We start from the raw sequence: 18,468 nt of genomic DNA on the forward strand, positions 1-18,468 counted from the left end.
TGACGTTGGTTGGGGACGCACGCGCCCTTGCGGTGGGAGTCGCGCCACAGAATCGGAAGGGAAAAACATGACGGCCCTTATCGAGACCGACGAACAAATGGCGCTCCGCGCATCGGCAGCCGCCCTCGGCAAACGGTACGGCCGCGAATACTTCGCGGAGGCAGCAAGCCAGGGCAAACAAACAACCGCACTGTGGACGGAAGCCGCACAGCTCGGCTACCTCGGAGTCAACCTCCCCGAGGAGTACGGAGGCGGCGGCTCCGGCATCCAAGAACTCTCCATCGTGCTGGAGGAACTCGGCGCCGCCGGCTGCCCCCTCCTCATGCTGGTGGTCTCACCAGCAATCTGCGGCACGGTGATATCCCGCTTCGGCACGGAAGAGCAGAAGCGGGCCTGGCTACCAGGACTGGCGAACGGCTCCCGCAAGATGGCGTTCGGCATCACGGAGCCGGACGCCGGCTCCAACTCGCACCGCATCACCACCACGGCCCGGCGGGACCCGGCCACCGGCGAATGGGTGCTGACCGGCCGGAAGGTCTTCATCTCAGGGGTCGACATCGCGGAGGCAACCCTGATCGTCGGCCGCACAGAGGACGCCCGTACGGGGAAACTGAAACTGTGCCTGTTCATCGTCCCCCGGGACGCCCACGGCTTTTCCCGCAACCGGATCGACATGGAGATCAGCGCACCGGAGAAACAGTTCGAACTCGTACTGGACAACGTACGCCTCCCCGCCGACGCGCTGGTCGGCGATGAGGACGCGGGCCTCCTCCAACTCTTCGCGGGGCTCAATCCGGAACGCATCATGACGGCGGCATTCGCACTGGGAATGGCGCGCTACGCAATCGAAAGAGCGCTGGACTACGCCCGCACCCGGCAGGTGTGGAAAGAACCGATCGGCGCGCACCAGGCGATCGCCCACCCGCTCGCGCAGGCGCACATAGAGGTGGAGTGCGCGCGGCTGATGACGCAGAAGGCGGCACGGCTGTACGACGCGGGCGACGACATCGGCGCGGGCGAGGCCGCGAACATGGCCAAGTACGCGGCGGCGGAGGCTTGCGTACGCGCCGTCGACCAGTCGGTGCACACGCTCGGCGGCAACGGGCTGACGCGCGAGTACGGGCTCGCGGCGCTGATCACCGCGTCACGGGTGGCACGTATCGCCCCCGTGAGCAGGGAGATGATCCTCAACTACGTCTCCCACCAGACCCTCGGCCTCCCGAGGTCGTACTGATGGCCGCCCCGGAGAAAGTGCTCGCCACCGGCACCGCGGACGGCATCCGCACGCTCACCCTCGACTCCCCGCACAACCGCAACGCGCTCTCCGCCCGCCTGGTCGGCGAGTTGCACGCAGCGCTGGCCCGGGCCGAGACGGACGACTCCGTGCGCGCGGTGTTGCTCACGCATACGGGCAACACGTTCTGCGCGGGAGCGGATTTGAGTGAGGCCGGCGCATCGACTGGCCACGGGGCTGCCCCTGGCCGACGTCCACAGGCTGCGGGCGCGTCGTGGTTGCGCGCGCAGTTCCCCGCGCCCCTGACGGGGCGCGTGCTCCCTGCCCTGCGCTTGGGCAGTCTGCTCCCCCAAGCTCTTCGAGCAGGGGGTACCCCCAGGCCCAGGGTGGGCAAGCGCAGCGCCCGCGCGGGTTACGCAGGAGCTGAGGGGCAAGCATTGGCCCTCGCACAACTGTTGCGCCGCATCGTCGCCCTCCCCAAACCGGTCGTCGCCCGGGTGACCGGACACGTCCGCGCCGGCGGCACCGGACTGCTGGCGGCCTGCGACATCTCCGTCGCGGGACCAGGGGCGACGTTCGCGTTCACGGAGGCGCGGATCGGAGTGGCTCCGGCGGTGATCTCGATGCCGGTGCTGCCGCGAACGGACCCGCGGGCGATGGCGCGGTACTACCTGACGGGCGAGCGGTTCGGCCCGCAGGAGGCGGCCCGTACCGGGCTGGTGACGCTGGCCGCCGACGATCCGGACGAGGCGCTGGCTCCCGTGCTCGACGGGCTGCGACAGGGCTCCCCGCAGGGGCTGGCGGAGTCGAAGCGGCTGGTCACCCGGGAGGTGCTGGCCGCGTTCGACCGCGACACGGGTACGCTCGCTGAACTGTCGGCGCGGCTGTTCGCGTCGGACGAGGCCCGCGAGGGCATGACGGCCTTCCTCGAACGACGGGAGCCCGAATGGGCAGTGCGGCAGTAACCCGCGGCGGCGCGGCAGGAACCCGTGGCGCGGCGCCCAAGCAGGACCGCAGTCGGGCCACCCGGCAGCGGCTGCTGGAGTCCGCGGTGACGTGCCTGGCCGAGCACGGCTGGTCGGGCAGCACGGTCACGGTGGTCGCCGAGCACGCGGGCGTCTCGCGGGGCGCGGCGCAGCACCATTTCCCCACCCGCGAGGACCTGTTCACGGCGGCGGTCGAGTACGTGGCCGAGGAACGCTCCCGGGCGCTGCGCGAGCTGCCGACGCCCACCGGCGCCCGCGCCGCCGTCGAGACGCTGGTCGGGCTGTACACCGGTCCGCTCTTCCGCGCTGCGCTGCAGCTGTGGGTCGCGGCGTCCAACGAGCCGCAGTTGGGCCCGCGGGTTACCGCGCTGGAAGCCCGTATCGGACGAGAGGCGCACCGGATGGCGGTCGAGCTGCTCCGCGTCGACGAGCGGAGGCCCGGAGTCCGGGAGACCGTTCAGGGGCTGCTGGACATGGCGCGCGGGCTCGGCCTCGCCAATCTGCTGACCGACGACAGCGCGCGGCGCGAGCGGGTCGTGGCGCAGTGGGCCCGGCTGCTGGAGGACGCGCTGCACAACTGAACCAGCCTTTCGGCCCCGCTGATTCGCATTCATCGACATGTATGTGAACCGGCGGGGCTGTGCTGTGTGTTCCGGCCCTGTCGGCGGTCTTGACGCTCCTATAGGCCACTTCTAGGGTGACGCTCGTTCAGCGATCTGGCACGTGTTCATCTACATGAATCATCTACATGAATTGATTGAGCGAACCGAACCAGGGAGCCGCCATGTCCGGACTGGACTGGGGAGTTGTCGGCGCGTACTTCTTCGTGATGCTGGCGATCGGCCTGTACGCGACCCGCCGGATCGACAACGTCGCGGACTTCTTCACCGCACGCGGCCGTATCCCCTGGTGGCTGTCGGGGATCTCGCACCACATGTCCGGCTACAGCGCCATCATGTTCGTCACCTTCGCCGCCGTCGCCTACGACTACGGCGTCACCGTCTACTTCTGGTGGCCGCTGACCATCGGGATCGGCGTCGGCATCGGCGCCTTCCTGTTCGCACCCCGCTGGAACCGGCTGCGCGCCAAACATGGCGTCAACTCCCCGCTGGAGTATCTGGCGGTGCGCTACAACCTGCCCACCCAGCAGGTGCTCGCCTACAGCGGCGCCGCGCTCAAGGTCGTCGACATCGCGGCCAAGTGGGTCGCCATCGCCGTGCTGTTGCAGGGATTCGCCGACATACCGCTCGCCTGGGGCATCACCCTCACCGGCGTCTGCACCATGATCTACATGGCCTTCGGCGGGCTGTGGGCCGATGTCCTCACCGACTTCGGCCAGTTCGTCATCCAGTCCGTGGCGGGCATCGCCATGCTGGTGGCCGTCATGGCACACCTGGACGGTCTCTCGACGCTGTGGACCATGTGGGGCGATCTGCCGGCCGGACACTCCGACCCGGTGGCGGGCCCGGTCACCACGACCCTGATCCTCGCGTTCCTCCTCGTCAAAACGTTTGAGTACAACGGCGGCATGTGGAACCTCGCCCAGCGCTACATGGCCGCGCCCTCCGGCTCCCGGGCGAAGAAGTCCGCGCTGCTGTCCAGTGCGCTGTGGCTGGTCTGGCCGCTGATCCTCTTCCTCCCGATGATCGCCGCGCCGCTGATCGTGCCGGGCATCGAGAACGGTGAGGAGTCCTACATCCGGCTCGCCCAGGAACTCCTGCCGACCGGCATGATCGGGCTGCTGATGGCCGGGTTCTTCTCCCACACCATGGCCATGGTCGCCTCCGACTCCAACGTCATCACCGCGGTCATCACCCGCGACCTGGCCCCGGTGCTGGTACGCCGGGTACGCACCCTCGGCGAGCGAGCCCAACTCCTCTTCGCCCGCATCACGACGGTCGCCTTCGTCACCTTCAGCATGGGCTTCGCCCTCTTCGCCGACCCCGACGGTTTCATCATGACGGTCGTCGTCAGCATCGTCGCCGCCACCATGGGCCCGATCTCCATCCCCTTGATGCTCGGCCTCCTCCCCTGGTTCAAGCGCCACGGCTCCCTCGCCGCCATCAGCTCCTGGGCGGGCGGCATAGCAGTCTGGTCGATCCTCTACTGGGCCGTCGACGACGCCACCGAGGCCATGACGGTCGGCCTCCCCCTGCTGACCTCACTCGTGCTCTACGTCACCATCGGCCTCCTCCGCCCCGTCGATACCGCAGCAGGCAACGCCATAGTCGACTCCCTCGCCGAAGACCTCCAGGCGGAGGTCCAGCCGACGACCCCGGACACCCCCACGCTGCCCCCACTGGAACTGCGCTGACGAACTGGCAGGGGGCGGGCGGCACCGCTGCCCTCGTGCCCTGCCCTGCCAAAGGGCAACGGCTTTCCGTTGGTCGGCGGAACGCCAACCGGTCCCGGTGGAAGGCCGGCCGATGAACTGGCATGCCGCGCCATCGGCCGGTTTCGAGGCAGGCCAACCAGGTAGCTTCATCTCGCAGTCGACGGCCGCTGCCCGGCCCCTGACCTTCCCTCTCACCGCGGCCCATCCCGGCGGACCAGTGCGGCCATGGCCTTACCGCGAGCCTTCAACCAGGCGCAATACCGTCGAGACAGCGCCTCCGCTCGTCTTGTAGGTTCCTCTAGAGGGGGAGGACCGTTTGACAAGGGGGATTCATGTCTTTCGCACAGGAATGGGCAGGCCTGGTCGCCAAGGCCAGGGAGAAGCAGTCCGCGCCGATGCAGTTGAACGGCGCCGGGGGCAAGGACGGCGCCAAGGGTGACGGGAAGTACCTCGATGTCACTCCTCACGTACTTCGCTCGTTCGCGGGGAAAGCAGAAGACGTAAGTGGCGACTTCCAAAAGCTGGACAACGTTGCCATGCGGGAGACCGAGCAAGTTCCCGGCTCCATCAAGGGTTTCGCCAGCGACGAGGCGTTCAAGGACTTCCAGAAGCTGTGGCGGGAGCAGATGAAATACCTGGACGGCCTCTACACCGGGGTGGCGAAATCCCTCCGGTCCGCCGCGACGCACTTCAAGGAGGAGGACGTGCGGCGCAAGACGGAGATCGGTAAAGCGGTGCCGTACGGGGAAACCCCGACAAAGGGTCCGTTGTACGGCCCTTACGCCAGGGGTACCGACAAGCCGCTGTACGGACCGTATGTTCCCCGGCCGGACGGGTCCGGCACCGAGCCGACGCCCTGAGGAGGAGCCCACTGTCGATGGCTCATGAACTCACCTACAAAGCCATACGCGACGCCAACCTCGAACCGCTACGGGAAGCGGTGCGGGAGTGGAAGAAGATTCCCGAGAAGATGGACACTGTGGCCACGACTTTCGGCCGTACGGTAGCTGGTCCCCTTGAGCAGTCCGGCTGGCACGGCGAGAGCGCCAATGCGGCCTTCAAAAAGTTCAGAAGCGTCCGCCAGCAGATGTCGGAGGCCGCTGGCGAGGCCCGGAAGATCAGTACCAATCTGTCAGAGGCGCTCTCGACGTTCGAGTTCTCCCAGGATGAGATCAAGAACGTCGAACGGGCAGTGCACGCCAAGCCCGAAGAGGGCACCAAGAACTACCTGAAGCTCGATGAGACGAAGGGCGTCGTCTCCATCGACCACGGCCACAAGGAGGACATACCGAACCTGGAGAAGTTGCAGCGGAGCGTCGACGAGTGCAACCGTCGCATCAAGGAGGCTATCGCCAATGCGAGCAAGGCCGATCACGCGCTGAAGACGGTCCTTCAGATCGACCCTCCGGGGAAGGGCTTCAACGACGATATCGCCGGCCACCTCCGGGATGTACGGAAGGAGACCAAGGAGGACGTCGATACCCTGATGAAGCTGGCCGGCGACGACGGCCTGAAGACGGACAAAAAGAAGCTGGAGCAGTTCAACGCAATCCTCGCCAAAAACGCCCACAACTCCGACTTCGCGGAAGAGTTCGCGACCCGGAAGGGCGCCAAAGGGATTCTCGACTTCTGGAACAGGACGGCACGGCCTGAGTACGGGGAGGACGAGCACGGTTTCCCCAAGGCAAAAGCCCTCGACGCGGCGACCCGAAAGCAGCTCGCGGCGCTCCAGGACAACCTCGGGAACACACTTGCACTGGCCAGCCACTCGGACTCGCCTAAGATGACGCAGTGGAAGCAGGACGTCATCGATCTCGGGTACAAGCGCTTGCCCGCCGTGGAAGATCCGGGGACGCACGACGCCCGGCCACCGTACGGTTTCCAGGTGATGAGCAACCTCATGCGCACCGGAAAGTGGGATTCGCAGTTCCTCAACCACTATGGCGATGAGCTCATAGCGAGGGAGAAGTCGAAGTTCGAATCGCACGGGCAAGAGCTCCCAGGCCACCGCCGGTGGCTCAGCGAGGGCATGAAGCCGGTGGACTACCTCAACTTCGGTCCCAAGGCCGACCAGGGCGCGGATCCTATGACCGGTTTCCTGGAGGCGATGGGTCACAACGGAGACGCGTCCACAGAGTTCTTCACTGACAAGGGCCACTTCGACTACCTGCTCAAGGACCGCGAGTACATCCAGGACGGTGCGAACAACCCCGATTTCGACCCGAGGAAGGATGTCGTTCCCTCCCGGACTGCCCTTGGTCACGCGCTAGGTGCCGCGGCAACCGGCCACGCCTGGGACACGCCGCTGGATCACAACCCGTCCCACACCAAGGAGCAGGCCGAGCTGATGTCCAAGCTCGTCACGGGGTTCGGCGCTGCCGAGCACCGCCTGACGCTGGCACCCGGCATGCATGATGGTCTGGGGAACGCCGCTGCCGAGTACAGCCCGGACTTCTTCCGGGCGATCAAGGACGGATCGGACGACGGCAAATTGTTCCCCATGTCCGGCGAGCAGGCCGGGATGAGCCACGGTGAGGCGACGCGGTTCCTGGTCCAGGTGGGGCAGGACGCCGACGCGAACGCGGCGATCACACTTGGGCAGAAGCACTACACCGCCCAGGCGCTCGAGCACCACCTGGCTGGCGACCTGCCCGCCGACCAGCGGTACGACGCCTCCCGGAAGGACACAGTGGACGAGATCCTCCGCGCGTCCGGGGAGAGTGCCGGAACGCTCGCCATCGGACGCCAGGAAGCGCTCATTGCCCCCGCGATCCGGGAAGAACAGGACTTCGACCAGTCGACGCTCAGCAAGCGGCTGTGGGCCAACGGCGCTCTCGGAGTTGTCGCGGGAGGCGTCAGTGCCCTCAAGCCCATCGCCGACTCCCACCCGGTCGCTGCCGTGGTCACCGCGGCTGTTCTCACCGGCGCGTCGTCAGCCGGCGCCAGCGACGCCGACGCCGCGTACTGGAACATGAACAAGTCCACTCCCGCGGCGGAGAAGGCCAGCCTGATCTACGAAGAGCTTTCCAAACGCGATGTGCAGCAGAACGAGAAAATCTTCGGCGCCCTGGAAAAGGAACACGGCATCCACTTGTCGAAGAGCTGGGCGGAGAAGTTTTCCGACGACGGGTTCTCCCAGGCATATTCTCGCGTAGGCACCACGGCACCGTTCCTCAGCTCCCTCGACAAAGTGAAAGAACAGTAGGCATGACCGCTCATCCTCGCCCCACCCGGTGGGTCCGCTACATCCTGCTCTTCGTCCTCGCCGTGGCGCTCGTCGCGGCGGGGGCAGTGGGCGGGGCCCTGATGCAGCGCAAGGAGCCGAAGAAGTTCACGGAGGTGTCCGGGGACACCTGTCACACCGTGCTCACGGGCCTGTCCAACTCGGTGCTGGACCGCGTGATCCCCAAGTCCCACTACGTGGGCGGGTGGCAGAAGGTGTCCCGGAAGAAGGGCGAATACAGCGCGCTGTGCGGCATCAATGCAGACGGGAAGCGTGCGCTGACGGTGTCCCTGGGGCAGCTGAACGCCACCCGCTCCCTGGACGGCCCAAAGCCGTGGCAAGGAAAGGGGAAGAAGATCCCCGGCTTCAAGAAGAGCTGGGCCACCCGGAGCGCCGCCGCTGCTGCCCTGCCCTGCACCAAGGCCAAGGACGAGGACGAGAACACCTCGCTGCACGTGAAGGTGGAGTCCTTCACGAAGAAGGGCGACGACACCCGTAAGGACCTGATACGGATTCTCAAGGCGGCAGCCGGGGACGGCCATTCCCTTGCCTGTTTCGCCGCACCCATTGAGGACGGTTCTACTTAAAGGCTGTTGGGCAGCCCCCCGGTTCACCGGGCTGAGTCCGCGTCATTTCGGCAAGCTGATCACCGCTCTGCGGCGTGAGGGCGCGGACCAGGTGCGCAGGGGCGGCCCTGGAGCTTGCCATCGGAGGTCCCGCCGTTCAAAAGGGGAGATCCAGCTCCGCCCACAACGTCTTGGTGATGGGGTCGTTCACCCGGTCTCCCCAGCGGTCCGCCAGGGCGTCCACCAGCAGCAGCCCGCGCCCTGACTCCTCCTCGGCGACCGACGGTCGGGGCGGCTCCGGTGGCAGTGGCTTGTCCGCCCGTGCGTCGGTGACCTTCACCCGCAGCCGCCTCCCTGGCGCCGGCTCGCTCAACGTGAGGCACAGCCGGAAGTCGCGGCCGATGTTGCCGCAATGCCGTACGGCGTTCGCCGCGAGCTCCGCCACGATCAGTGCCGCCGCGTGCGAGGGGGTGCTGCGGTACGGGACAGCGCGCTCGTCCAGCCACTGCGTCGCGAGCAGGCGCGCGAGGCGTGCCCCGCGCCGGGTGGAACTGAGCTGCACGGTGAACGTCTCCAACGGCGCCTGGGGTGGCTCAGGTTGGCGAATTTCCTGCGTGTGCGGATTCATAGCGTGACGGTCGCGCTACGCGCATACCGTGGCCAGGTCAGGAGCGCTTCCCCCGGCCACGGGTACGGCGGGGCACGCCTCCTGCGCGGGGATGTACGGGCCGCACGCCGTGACCAGGCCACGGCGAACGGCGTTGACGCAGAGACCCGTTGAGGGCGCACAAGGACGTGAAGCGTATGACCAGCGCGAACGGAAACCAACCGACCGATCGCAAGAAGGACGGCCGCGCCGTTCCCTCTCCCCGTACGGCGGACACCGCCCACCAGCGCAAACGCGAGGACGACCGCCCCGGCATCTGGGTCGGCTACGGCAAGTTGCTACGCAAGTTCCGTACGGCTGCGGGCTATTCGCAGGAAGCCCTTGCCCCACTCCTCGGCTACTCGCCGGAACAGGTCGCCTCCGTCGAGCAGGGCCGCCGCCCAGCCAAGGCCCCCTTCACCGAGGCCGCAGAACGGGTGCTGGACGCGGGCGGCGTCCTGGAAACCCTCCAGGAGGAGGTGGACTTCGCCAAGCTGCCAGCGTTCTTCCGGGACTTCGTGCTGCTGGAAATGGAGGCGGTGAGTCGGTTCGGATACGACCCCCTGCTGGTGCCCGGGCTGTTGCAGACCGAGGGGTACGCGCGGGCGCTGTTCGAGGGGCACGTGCCAATGCTCGAAGAGGAAGCCATCGAGGACAGCGTCGATGCGCGACTGAGCAGGCAGAAGATCCTCACCAAAAGCCCCCTGGTGGACTTCTCCTTCGTCGTCAGCGAGGTTGCGCTACGCCAAGAGCTGGGCGGCCCGAGCACGATGAAGGAGCAGTACCGACATCTGCTGCGCCAAGGCGAGCTTCGCAACGTGGCCATCCAAGTCATGCCACTCGGTGTCGGCTTCCATCCCGGCCTTCACGGCGCGATGGTGCTGGTGGAGACTGCGGAGCATCAGCAGTACGGCTACTTCGAATCGCAGGGCATCGGCCACGTCGTCAGCGACGCCAGGCACGTGAGTGAGTTCGCACTTCGGTATGGCAAGCTGCGATCACAGGCCCTGAACGTCGAGGAATCAGCCGCCTTCATTCGTCACTTGGCAGGGGAGACATGAGAAACGAGCAGGTGGCAGCCCGGTCTTGCGAGCTGTCCTGGCACAAGAGCAGCTATAGCGGCCCGGAAGGCGGTGACTGTGTGGAGGTCGCGCACACGGTCGGCACCGTTCATGTCCGTGACTCCAAGGATCAGCGCGGCCCTGTCCTCTCCGTACCGTCCGCCCAGTGGGTGGCCTTCGTCGGACACCTGGCGGAAGAAGGATGAACGAGCTGTCCTGGCGCAAGAGCAGCTACAGCGGCCCGGACGGCGGCAACTGTGTGGAGGTCGCGCACACGGTCGGCACCGTTCATGTCCGCGACTCCAAGGATCAGCGCGGCCCCGTGCTCTCCGTACCGACCGGTCGGTGGGCGGACTTCATCGAGAAGCTGGCAGGTCAGCCATGACCAGGGGCTGCCCCTGATTGCCGTCCGCAGGCTGCGACTGCGTCGTGGCTGGTCGCGCAGTTCCCCGCGCCCCTTCGGGCGCGGGGAACGCAAAAGGCACGGGGCGAGCCCCTGGTGCCGGTCAGCCCGCGTAGCCGTCCACCTCGCGGGGGTCGCGCGGCCCTGGTCCCACATAGCGGGCCGACGGGCGCACCAGTCGGCCCGTTCGCTTCTGTTCCAGGATGTGCGCCGACCATCCGGCGGTACGGGCACACGTGAACATCGAGGTGAACATGTGGGCCGGGACCTCCGCGAAGTCCAGCACGATGGCGGCCCAGAACTCGACGTTGGTCTCCAGCACCCGGTCGGGCCGTCGGGCGCGCAGCTCGGCGAGGGCGGCCTTCTCCAGCGCCAGGGCGACCTCGTAGCGGGGGGCGCCCAGCTCCTTGGCCGTACGCCGCAGCACGCGGGCGCGCGGGTCCTCGGCGCGGTAGACGCGGTGGCCGAAGCCCATCAGCCGCTCTCCGCGGTCGAGCTGGCGCTTCACGTACGCGTCCGCGTCGCCGGTGCGCTCGATCTCCTCGATCATGCCGAGGACCCGGGAGGGGGCGCCGCCGTGCAGGGGCCCCGACATGGCACCCACCGCACCGGAGAGCGCCGCCGCAACATCGGCGCCGGTGGAGGCGATGACGCGGGCCGTGAAGGTGGAGGCGTTCATGCCGTGTTCGGCCGCGGAGGTCCAGTAGGCGTCGACGGCGGCCACGTGCTTGGGGTCGGGCTCGCCGCGCCAGCGGCGCATGAAGCGCTCGACCACGGTGTCGGCCTTGTCGATCTCCTTCTGCGGCACCATCGGCAGCCCCTGGCCGCGTGCGGACTGCGCGACGTACGACAGGGCCATGACGGCGGCCCGCGCCAGGTCGTCACGGGCGGTGCGCTCGTCGATGTCGAGCAGGGGTTTGAGGCCCCATACGGGAGCCAGCATGGCGAGCGCCGACTGGACGTCCACGCGGATGTCCCCGGAGTGCACCGGGATGGGGAACGGTTCGGCGGACGGCAGGCCGGGGTTGAAGCCGCCGTCGACGAGCAGCCCCCACACGCTGCCGAACGACACCTGGCCGACCAGGTCCTCGATGTCCACGCCGCGGTAGCGGAGCGAGCCGCCTTCCTTGTCGGGTTCGGCGATCTCCGTCTCGAACGCGACGACTCCCTCGAGCCCGGGTACGAAGTCGGACATCTGGCGGCTCCCTCGTAAAGCGTCGTCAGAGCTGTGCTGACGGCGGATCGACCTGCTGGCGTGGGCTGCGCGGGGCAGCGTGGTCTGCTGTGCATGCTGCGCATGCTGTGTGAGCGCGGCGAACGGTTCCGCTGCCGGCTTCTCGCGGCTCACGGACCGGGCCGTCACCTCGGTCATGCCCGCCCCGGTCGGTGGTCACGCTCCGCTGCCTGTGGCCTGGAGCACGCTGTCGGGCGGAGCGGCAACGATAGCTCTTGATGTACGGCTGCCACAGCTCTCGGGGCAGGATTCTGGCGGTTCCAGCACCTGCGCGGGAGGGTGAGATGAGGCACAGCCGCCGATTCCGGGCCCTCAGGTGTGCGGAGGGTGTCCACCGGGCAGACTGTCCGACCGCGGCCGGGACGGATGCTGCAAGATAGCGGCGTGCCTCACGCTGATGACGTTGACGACGCTGCTGCCACCGACGCCACCGACACCACGGCCTCGACCACCCTCGACCCCGCCGCGATGCGGGCCCACTACCGGGAAGAAGGACTCGGCGAGAGCGAGCTGGCCCCCGACCCGTTCGCCCAGTTCGCGCTCTGGTTCGCCCAGGCGACCGCCAGCGGGCTGCACGAACCCAACGCCATGGTGTGCTCCACAGCCGACGAACGCGGCCGTCCCAGCTCCCGCACCGTCCTGCTCAAGCGCTACGACGAGCGCGGCTTCGTCTTCTTCACCAACTACGGCTCCCGCAAGGGCCGGGAGATCGAGGCGAACCCGTACGTCTCGCTGCTCTTCCCCTGGCATGGCATCGCCCGCCAGGTGATCATCTCCGGCACCGCGGAGCGCACCGGGCGCGACGAGACGGCCGCCTACTTCCGCACGCGCCCGCACGGCTCGCAGCTCGGCGCCTGGGCGAGCGAACAGTCCTCGCGCGTGGCCTCCCGGGAGGAGCTGGACCGGCTGTACGCCCAGCTGGCGGAGCGCTATCCGGAGGGCGAGGACGTTCCGGCGCCGGCCCAGTGGGGCGGCTACCGGGTGCGCCCGGAGACGGTCGAGTTCTGGCAGGGCCGGGAGAACCGCCTGCACGACCGGCTGCGCTACCGCCGTACGGAAAGCGGCGGCTGGGAGATCGAGCGCCTCTGCCCGTAGGGCCAAGCACAGCGCAGCGGAGGGGGTCGCGCCCCGAAGGGGCGCGGGGCTGTGTCGATGTGCGGCTCCGCCGCGTGGGCGTGACAAGCCACAACGCATCCGCAGTCTGCAAGCGACAGCCGGGGGCAGCCCCTCTCCAGAACATGCGCGCAGCAGAACGGCCCGTGGGCGACTCCCTCCGCAAAAAGCGGACGGCGTCGGTCGGACGAGTCCGACGAGCCCACGGGCCGGGTGACTGCTGTGGATTGGCCGGCGAACCGGCGTCACGCTAGTGGCGTCGGCCTCAGGCCGCAGCCACCTCACACGTCCGGTGATTGATCATCAGCCGGATCACCTCCCTTCCTGTGTGCTCCACACCGTAAGCACCCCCCTCAGGGGCGGCAAACGAATTTCGGGGCGACAACGATTTCGGGGAACTCGCTGTGGGGTGTGTCACGTTCGAGTTGAATGATCCGTACACAGGTCGTGGCGCTGAGCGACGGGCACGGCAGAAGATGGGCGCAGCAACAAGGGGGTGCCGAGGTGGCGGCTCGATCCGAGACTCACTCCGCGTCGTCCTCGGACGGTGGCGGCGGGCCTGACGACGAACTCCTGCTCGCCGCGCTGCTCGACGGCATGGACGCCGCGTTGTGCGCCTTCGACGCCGACGGCGTGGTCACCCACTGGAACCGCGAGGCCGAGCGGATGCTGGGCTGGACGCAGGAGGAGGCCGTCGGCCGCAAGGGGCTGGCGGGCTGGGCGGTGCGCCCTGCCGACGCGGAAGAGGTCGAGGGCCGGCTGTTCGACGCCATGCGTTCGCCCGGCCGCCAGGTCCACGAGTTCGCACTGCTGACCAAGGACGGCGGCCGGGTGCTGGTACGCATCCAGTCCTCGGGAGTCAGCAGCGCCGACGGCCGTCCCAAGGGCGTCTACTGCGCGTTCAGCGAGGTGCACGCACAGATCGACCTGGAGCGCTGCATCGCGCTGAGCGAGGCGCTGCTGGAGGACGCCTCCTGGGGCGTCGTCCTGGTCGACGCCGATCTGCGGCCCACCGTCACCAACGCGTACGCGGCACGGGCCTTCCGCGTCCCCGCCCGCGCCACCATGCTCGGCCGCCCGCTGGGCGAACTGCTGGAGCAGGGCATGGAGGAGCTGGAGGGCGCGCTTCAGCACGTACTCGGCGAGGGAGCGCCGCCCGCACCCGCCGAGCTCTGGGTGACGCTGCGCCGGCAGGGCGACCGTACGAACGCGGGCCGGAGCGGCGCCGACGCGGGCCGGAGCGGCGCCGACCGGGCGGGAGCGGACCGTGCGGACGCGGATGCCGCCGGGGCCGAGGCCGCCGCCGACACCACGGACTCGGCGCGCCGCCGCTGCTGGCGCAGCGGCTTCCTGCGGCTGGCCTCACCGCTGGCCGAGGAGCCCGTGCCGCTGGGCGTCGCCTGGCTCTTCCAGGACGTCACGGCCGAGAAGCAGGCCGAGCGGGAGGCGGCCAGGCTGCGCTTCCGTGCCGGTCAGCTGCACCGCGCGGCACGCGCCGCCGCGGAGTGCGCGGACCCGATGGAGGCCGCCTGCCTCCACCTGGAGTTCGCGCTGGCCGGGTTCGCCGACCACGCGCTGCTGGACCTGGCCGCCGAGCCAGGACCCGAGCCGTCGCGCACGCGGGACGCCTCGCTGGACGCGCTGCCGCACCGCGACCCGCGGCTGGTACGCGCCGCGCTGGCCCCGGCGGTCGAACGCGGCCGGCCGCCGTTCATCGAGCCGGGCACCGCCAGCGGCATCCCCGTGGCCTACCCGGAGGGCCACCCGGCGCTCCAGGCGTACCAGCGCTGCACCTCCGTACGGGCCAGCAGCGGCGAGCAGCGCGGGCCGGACGCCACGGAGTGGGCGCGGGCCCGCAAGTGGCCGCAGGGCACCGTGCACGGGCTGTGCACGGTGCTGCGCTGCCGGGGCCGTTCGCTCGGCGTCGTCACCTTCCTCCGGGATGCGGGCCGCCGCCCCTTCGACCGGGAGGACGCGGACTACGCGGAGCAGATCGCCGCCCAGGTCGCGGCGGCGGCCGACCTGGCGGGCGCGCTGGACAGGGGACAGCCGTAGCGGGTCCTTACGGCCGGTCATGGAAGATCCGTACGGGTCAGCGGTAGAAGATCCGGTCCGCGTACTCGTCCATCACGCGCGCGTTCCAATCGTGCCCCCCGTCCACGTTCCCCGAGCGCAGCATGGGGGGTTCGACACCCCGGCGGGCCAGCTCACCCGTGGCGGTGGCGACGATCGCCTGCATCACCGCGCTGGTCACCACCGTGGAGGCGGGCGCGAACGGCGCTCCCACACCCTCGGCGGTCAGTTCGGCGTCGCCGACGGCGATACGGCTGTCGACGACGATGTCGCAGTGGTCCTTGAGGAAGGCGCCGGTGGTGTGCCGCGAGCGGGTCTGTGCGGCGTACCCGACCGAGGTGACGCCGACGACCTTGAGGCCGAGAGCCCGGGCGTTGAGCGCGAGCTCCACGGGAAGCTCGTTGCGGCCGGAGAGGGAGATGATGATCAGCACGTCGCCCGCGCGGACCGGGCTGGAGTCGAGCGCGGCCGTCGCCAGCCCGGAGACCCGCTCCAGCGCGCTGCCGAGCGTCGCGGGACGGACATTGACCCCGACGGCGCCGGGGACGTTGAGGAGGTTCATCACCGCGAGCCCGCCCGCCCGGTAGACGGTGTCCTGCGCCGGGAGGGAGGAGTGCCCCGCGCCGAAGGCGAAGATCCGGCCGCCCTCGACGACGGTGTCGGCCAGCAGCTTGCCCGCCGCCTCGATCGCCGCCGCCTCGCCGTCCCTGACCTCCTTCAGCAGCGCGACGGCCGCGTCGAAGAAGTCCCCGGCCGGCGTCCTCTCCGCCTTTTCGGCCTTCTCCTCGACATGTCCCCCGGCCTGCTCGCCCATCGCGCGCCCTTCGCGTCCGTCGTCCCCGCGGCCCGGATACGCCCCGGTCCCGCTCCTGTGCGTTCCGTAGTACGGCGCTCACGTTGAGGTCTGGACCTTTCCCCTGTCAACCGGCAGGCGCCCGTCATCGGTACCGGTTCGCGGTCGGGACGGCGCGGTTGTCGGTGGGATGCGTCAGAATTGCTTGAGGGCCACCGCACGAGCTGACTAGGGGCTACGCAATGTCAGGACTCATCGACACCACGGAGATGTATCTCCGCACCATCCTGGAGCTTGAGGAGGAAGGTGTGGTCCCGATGCGTGCCCGCATCGCCGAGCGCCTGGACCAGAGCGGTCCGACGGTCAGCCAGACCGTGGCCCGGATGGAGCGGGACGGGCTGGTGACGGTCGCCGGGGACCGCCATCTGGAGCTGACGGAGGAGGGCAGGCAGCTGGCCACGCGCGTGATGCGCAAGCACCGGCTGGCCGAGTGTCTGCTGGTCGACGTGATCGGCCTGGAGTGGGAGCAGGTGCACGCGGAGGCGTGCCGCTGGGAGCACGTGATGAGCGAGGCGGTCGAGCGCCGCGTGCTGGACCTGCTGCGGCACCCCACCGAGTCGCCCTACGGCAACCCGATCCCGGGCCTGGAGGAGCTGGGCGAGAAGGCGGAGGCCGACCCGTTCCTGGACGACGGTCTGGTCAGCCTCAACGACGTGGAGACCGGCGGCGACGGCAAGACGGTCGTGGTCCGCAGGATCGGCGAGCCGATCCAGATGGACGCCCAGCTGATGTACACGCTGCGGCGCGCCGGTGTGCAGCCGGGCGCGGTCGTCAGCGTCAACGCCGGCTCCGCGGGCGGCGTCCAGGTGGGCAGCAGCGGCGAGGCCGCCGAGCTCGGCACCGAGATCGCCGCGCACGTCTTCGTCGCCAAGCGCTGACGCCTGCGGCGGGCGCAGCCGACAACGCGGGGGAGCCGACGTGGGGGAGCGCGCCCCGAAGGGGCGCGGGACCCCTTCTGTCTTTCTGTCTGTGCGCCTCTCGCGGGCGCTTCGCCGGCTTCGAGGCAGGCGCGAGTGACCACGACGCGCCCGCACTCGGTAATTCCGCGCAACCCTCACGGCGGGTTCCCCGGGCGGCGCGTGATTGTCGGGGCGCGAGAGGGGCGTCTGCCCCGAGGCCGGGTCGTACAAGGTGCGCCCCGGCGTACGGGGACGCGCCCCCGCGGGTGGGCGTCTTCCCAAATTCTTCCGGCCGTACCAGAGTTGCCGGAACACAAGCGGCTGTGTGCGTGCCGTGCGACGCTGTCGCTGGGGGAAGGGGAGCCATCGATGCCGTGTTCCACAGGCCCCACGTCGCCCCGCGCGGGGCGGGTGAGCAGCCGGGGCTCCGGTGCCTTCGGCCGCCGGAGCCCCGCCTCCCCATGTCCCCCCGCGGCGACCCGGAGCCCCGAGCTCTCAGGGTCTGCCGCCCTCCCGGTTCCTGTCTCCCCCGGGGGGCGACGGGCAACCCCGCAGGCGTGTCACTCGAACGTGGGGTATTCGCCGTGAGGCCCGGCTGTTCGAATAAAGGTTCGATAGTCTGACGCGGCGGTCACAGGAGTGGGGGTGTCACGACGCATGGTGCGACGGATCGATGTGACGGGGGCGGACGGAATCCGGCTGGCGGCATGGGAGTTCGCCGACCCGCCCAAGGCCGGCCCCGAGGCCCTGGCCGGAGCCGCCGTGCCGGGCGTGACAGGTGCCGGCGTGACAGGCGGGAGAAGCAAGGCCCCCGGCGCAGGGCAGGACGCCGAGACACCGCGCCGCAAGCCGCCGGGCGTGCTTTTACTGCACGGACTCATGGGCCGCGCCGCGCACTGGGCGAGCACGGCCCGTTGGCTCACGGACCGCTACCGCGCCGTCGCCCTCGACCAGCGCGGCCACGGCCGCAGCGACAAACCGCGCGAGGGCCGCTACGACCGGGATGCGTACGTCGCCGACGCGGAGGCCGCGCTCGAACAGCTCGACCTGGCCCCGGTCGCGCTCGTCGGTCACGCCATGGGCGCGCTGACCGCCTGGCAACTCGCCGCCAAGCGCCCCGATCTCGTCCAGGCCCTGGTGATCAGCGATATGCGGGCCTCGGCGCTCGGCGAGCAGTCGCAGCGCGAGTGGGAGGAGTGGTTCAAGTCCTGGCCCGCCCCTTTTGCGACCCTCGCCGACGTACGCAGATGGTTCGGCGAGGACGACCCCTCGCTGGAGCGTTCCCGTCCCTCCCGGGGTGAGTTCTTCGCTGAGGTGATGACCGAGGGGGAGGACGGCTGGCGGCCGGTGTTCTCGCCAGAGGTGATGATGCGGGTCCGTGAGACATGGGTGCACGACGCGCACTGGGACGAGCTCGCCCAAGTGCGCTGCCCCACCCTCGTGGTCCGCGGTCTCGACGGTGAGTTGGGCCGCGCCGAGGCGCAGGAAATGGTGCGGGTGCTGCCGCGCGGTATCTATGCGGAGGTGACCGAGGCGGGGCATCTGATCCATTACGACCAGCCGGAGGATTGGCGGCGCGTCGTGGAACCCTTTCTGCAGGCAGCCCTTCCGGGGTGACGTCGCTTGTGGGGGCGCCCCGTGAGGGTCCCGTCGCTTGTGGGGGCACGCCTTGTTTCGTTTTCGGCTGCCGCCGACAGGTCGTGTCGGGGGGCTCTGCCCCCCAACGGCCCCCCGCCAGGTGGGCTTCGCCCCCCTAGAACCCCCCTTCCGCAAATCCCGGAGCCATTGACGTAAGACGGCTCCGTTTCGCGGCGGGGGCCGAGATGCACTGCCGGTGGCGCC

At 69.2% G+C, this 18,468-nt stretch carries 17 protein-coding genes and 1 pseudogene; 15 read left to right on the forward strand and 3 right to left on the reverse strand.

From position 1 onward, the window contains the following. Window positions 1-67 precede the first annotated feature (67 nt). From ACTWQF_RS35310 to ACTWQF_RS35345, 8 genes and pseudogenes are all read left to right on the forward strand, one after another. Window positions 68-1,234, forward strand: coding sequence for an acyl-CoA dehydrogenase family protein (locus ACTWQF_RS35310; protein WP_443283858.1), 1,167 nt, complete (start codon window positions 68-70; stop codon window positions 1,232-1,234). A gap of 47 nt (window positions 1,235-1,281) precedes the next feature. Beyond that, window positions 1,282-1,446, forward strand: a pseudogene (locus ACTWQF_RS35315) (enoyl-CoA hydratase-related protein); the annotation flags it as partial. A gap of 66 nt (window positions 1,447-1,512) precedes the next feature. Next, window positions 1,513-2,199, forward strand: coding sequence for an enoyl-CoA hydratase family protein (locus ACTWQF_RS35320; RefSeq protein WP_443283872.1), 687 nt, complete (start codon window positions 1,513-1,515; stop codon window positions 2,197-2,199). Continuing rightward, a complete protein-coding gene (locus ACTWQF_RS35325) occupies window positions 2,181-2,801 on the forward strand; it encodes a TetR/AcrR family transcriptional regulator (protein WP_443283859.1) in 621 nt (206 codons plus the stop codon). The genes ACTWQF_RS35320 and ACTWQF_RS35325 overlap by 19 nt, the downstream gene beginning before the upstream one ends. A 203-nt stretch (window positions 2,802-3,004) precedes the next feature. Beyond that, window positions 3,005-4,534 carry a sodium:solute symporter family protein gene (locus ACTWQF_RS35330; RefSeq protein ID WP_443283860.1) on the forward strand — a complete coding sequence of 510 codons (1,530 nt, stop codon included), beginning with the start codon at window positions 3,005-3,007 and terminating at the stop codon, window positions 4,532-4,534. Window positions 4,535-4,887: 353 nt separating this feature from the next. Further along, complete coding sequence (locus ACTWQF_RS35335; protein ID WP_443283861.1) at window positions 4,888-5,415, forward strand: WXG100 family type VII secretion target; 528 nt, start codon at window positions 4,888-4,890, stop codon at window positions 5,413-5,415. Window positions 5,416-5,432: 17 nt separating this feature from the next. Next, on the forward strand, window positions 5,433-7,760 hold the full coding sequence (locus ACTWQF_RS35340) for a DUF6571 family protein (RefSeq protein WP_443283862.1): 2,328 nt from the start codon (window positions 5,433-5,435) through the stop codon (window positions 7,758-7,760). Between the two features lie 2 nt (window positions 7,761-7,762). Beyond that, a complete protein-coding gene (locus ACTWQF_RS35345; RefSeq protein WP_443283863.1) occupies window positions 7,763-8,365 on the forward strand; it encodes a hypothetical protein in 603 nt (200 codons plus the stop codon). Between the two features lie 136 nt (window positions 8,366-8,501). Here ACTWQF_RS35345 and ACTWQF_RS35350 read toward each other — a convergent pair whose 3' ends face one another. After that, on the reverse strand, window positions 8,502-8,972 hold the full coding sequence (locus ACTWQF_RS35350; protein ID WP_443283864.1) for an ATP-binding protein: 471 nt from the start codon (window positions 8,970-8,972) through the stop codon (window positions 8,502-8,504). Window positions 8,973-9,148: 176 nt separating this feature from the next. On the opposite strand from ACTWQF_RS35350, the gene ACTWQF_RS35355 reads away from it, so the two are divergent. From ACTWQF_RS35355 to ACTWQF_RS35365, 3 genes are read left to right on the forward strand one after another with little or no spacing between them, the layout of a single operon-like run. Then, a complete protein-coding gene (locus ACTWQF_RS35355) occupies window positions 9,149-10,051 on the forward strand; it encodes a helix-turn-helix domain-containing protein (RefSeq protein WP_443283865.1) in 903 nt (300 codons plus the stop codon). Beyond that, on the forward strand, window positions 10,048-10,257 hold the full coding sequence (locus ACTWQF_RS35360; RefSeq protein ID WP_443283866.1) for a DUF397 domain-containing protein: 210 nt from the start codon (window positions 10,048-10,050) through the stop codon (window positions 10,255-10,257). Before ACTWQF_RS35355 ends, ACTWQF_RS35360 begins: the two co-directional genes overlap by 4 nt. Then, complete coding sequence (locus ACTWQF_RS35365) at window positions 10,254-10,436, forward strand: DUF397 domain-containing protein (protein ID WP_443283867.1); 183 nt, start codon at window positions 10,254-10,256, stop codon at window positions 10,434-10,436. The genes ACTWQF_RS35360 and ACTWQF_RS35365 overlap by 4 nt, the downstream gene beginning before the upstream one ends. A gap of 121 nt (window positions 10,437-10,557) precedes the next feature. Here ACTWQF_RS35365 and ACTWQF_RS35370 read toward each other — a convergent pair whose 3' ends face one another. Next, a complete protein-coding gene (locus ACTWQF_RS35370; protein WP_443283868.1) occupies window positions 10,558-11,649 on the reverse strand; it encodes a citrate synthase 2 in 1,092 nt (363 codons plus the stop codon). 507 nt (window positions 11,650-12,156) lie between these two features. Between ACTWQF_RS35370 and pdxH the strand changes: the two genes are divergently transcribed. Together pdxH and ACTWQF_RS35380 are read left to right on the forward strand one after the other, a co-directional pair. Beyond that, window positions 12,157-12,783 (forward strand): pyridoxamine 5'-phosphate oxidase, encoded by a 627-nt coding sequence (pdxH, locus tag ACTWQF_RS35375; RefSeq protein WP_443283873.1) that lies wholly within the window; start codon window positions 12,157-12,159, stop codon window positions 12,781-12,783. Window positions 12,784-13,230: 447 nt separating this feature from the next. After that, the gene (locus tag ACTWQF_RS35380; protein WP_443283869.1) at window positions 13,231-14,856 is read left to right on the forward strand and encodes a PAS domain-containing protein; all 1,626 of its coding nucleotides are present in this window, start codon (window positions 13,231-13,233) and stop codon (window positions 14,854-14,856) included. A 37-nt stretch (window positions 14,857-14,893) separates the two neighbouring features. On the opposite strand, the gene ACTWQF_RS35385 is transcribed toward ACTWQF_RS35380, so the two are convergent. Then, complete coding sequence (locus ACTWQF_RS35385; RefSeq protein WP_443283870.1) at window positions 14,894-15,688, reverse strand: SIS domain-containing protein; 795 nt, start codon at window positions 15,686-15,688, stop codon at window positions 14,894-14,896. 221 nt (window positions 15,689-15,909) lie between these two features. Here ACTWQF_RS35385 and ACTWQF_RS35390 point away from each other — a divergent pair, with 221 nt between their 5' ends. Both ACTWQF_RS35390 and ACTWQF_RS35395 read left to right on the forward strand, forming a co-directional pair. Further along, window positions 15,910-16,605 (forward strand): metal-dependent transcriptional regulator, encoded by a 696-nt coding sequence (locus ACTWQF_RS35390; RefSeq protein ID WP_443283871.1) that lies wholly within the window; start codon window positions 15,910-15,912, stop codon window positions 16,603-16,605. A gap of 678 nt (window positions 16,606-17,283) precedes the next feature. Beyond that, the gene (locus tag ACTWQF_RS35395) at window positions 17,284-18,243 is read left to right on the forward strand and encodes an alpha/beta fold hydrolase (protein WP_443283874.1); all 960 of its coding nucleotides are present in this window, start codon (window positions 17,284-17,286) and stop codon (window positions 18,241-18,243) included. The last annotated feature ends 225 nt before the right edge of the window (window positions 18,244-18,468 follow it).

Source organism: Streptomyces sp. 8N114, assembly GCF_052245835.1.
Classification (GTDB): Bacteria; Actinomycetota; Actinomycetes; order Streptomycetales; family Streptomycetaceae; genus Streptomyces.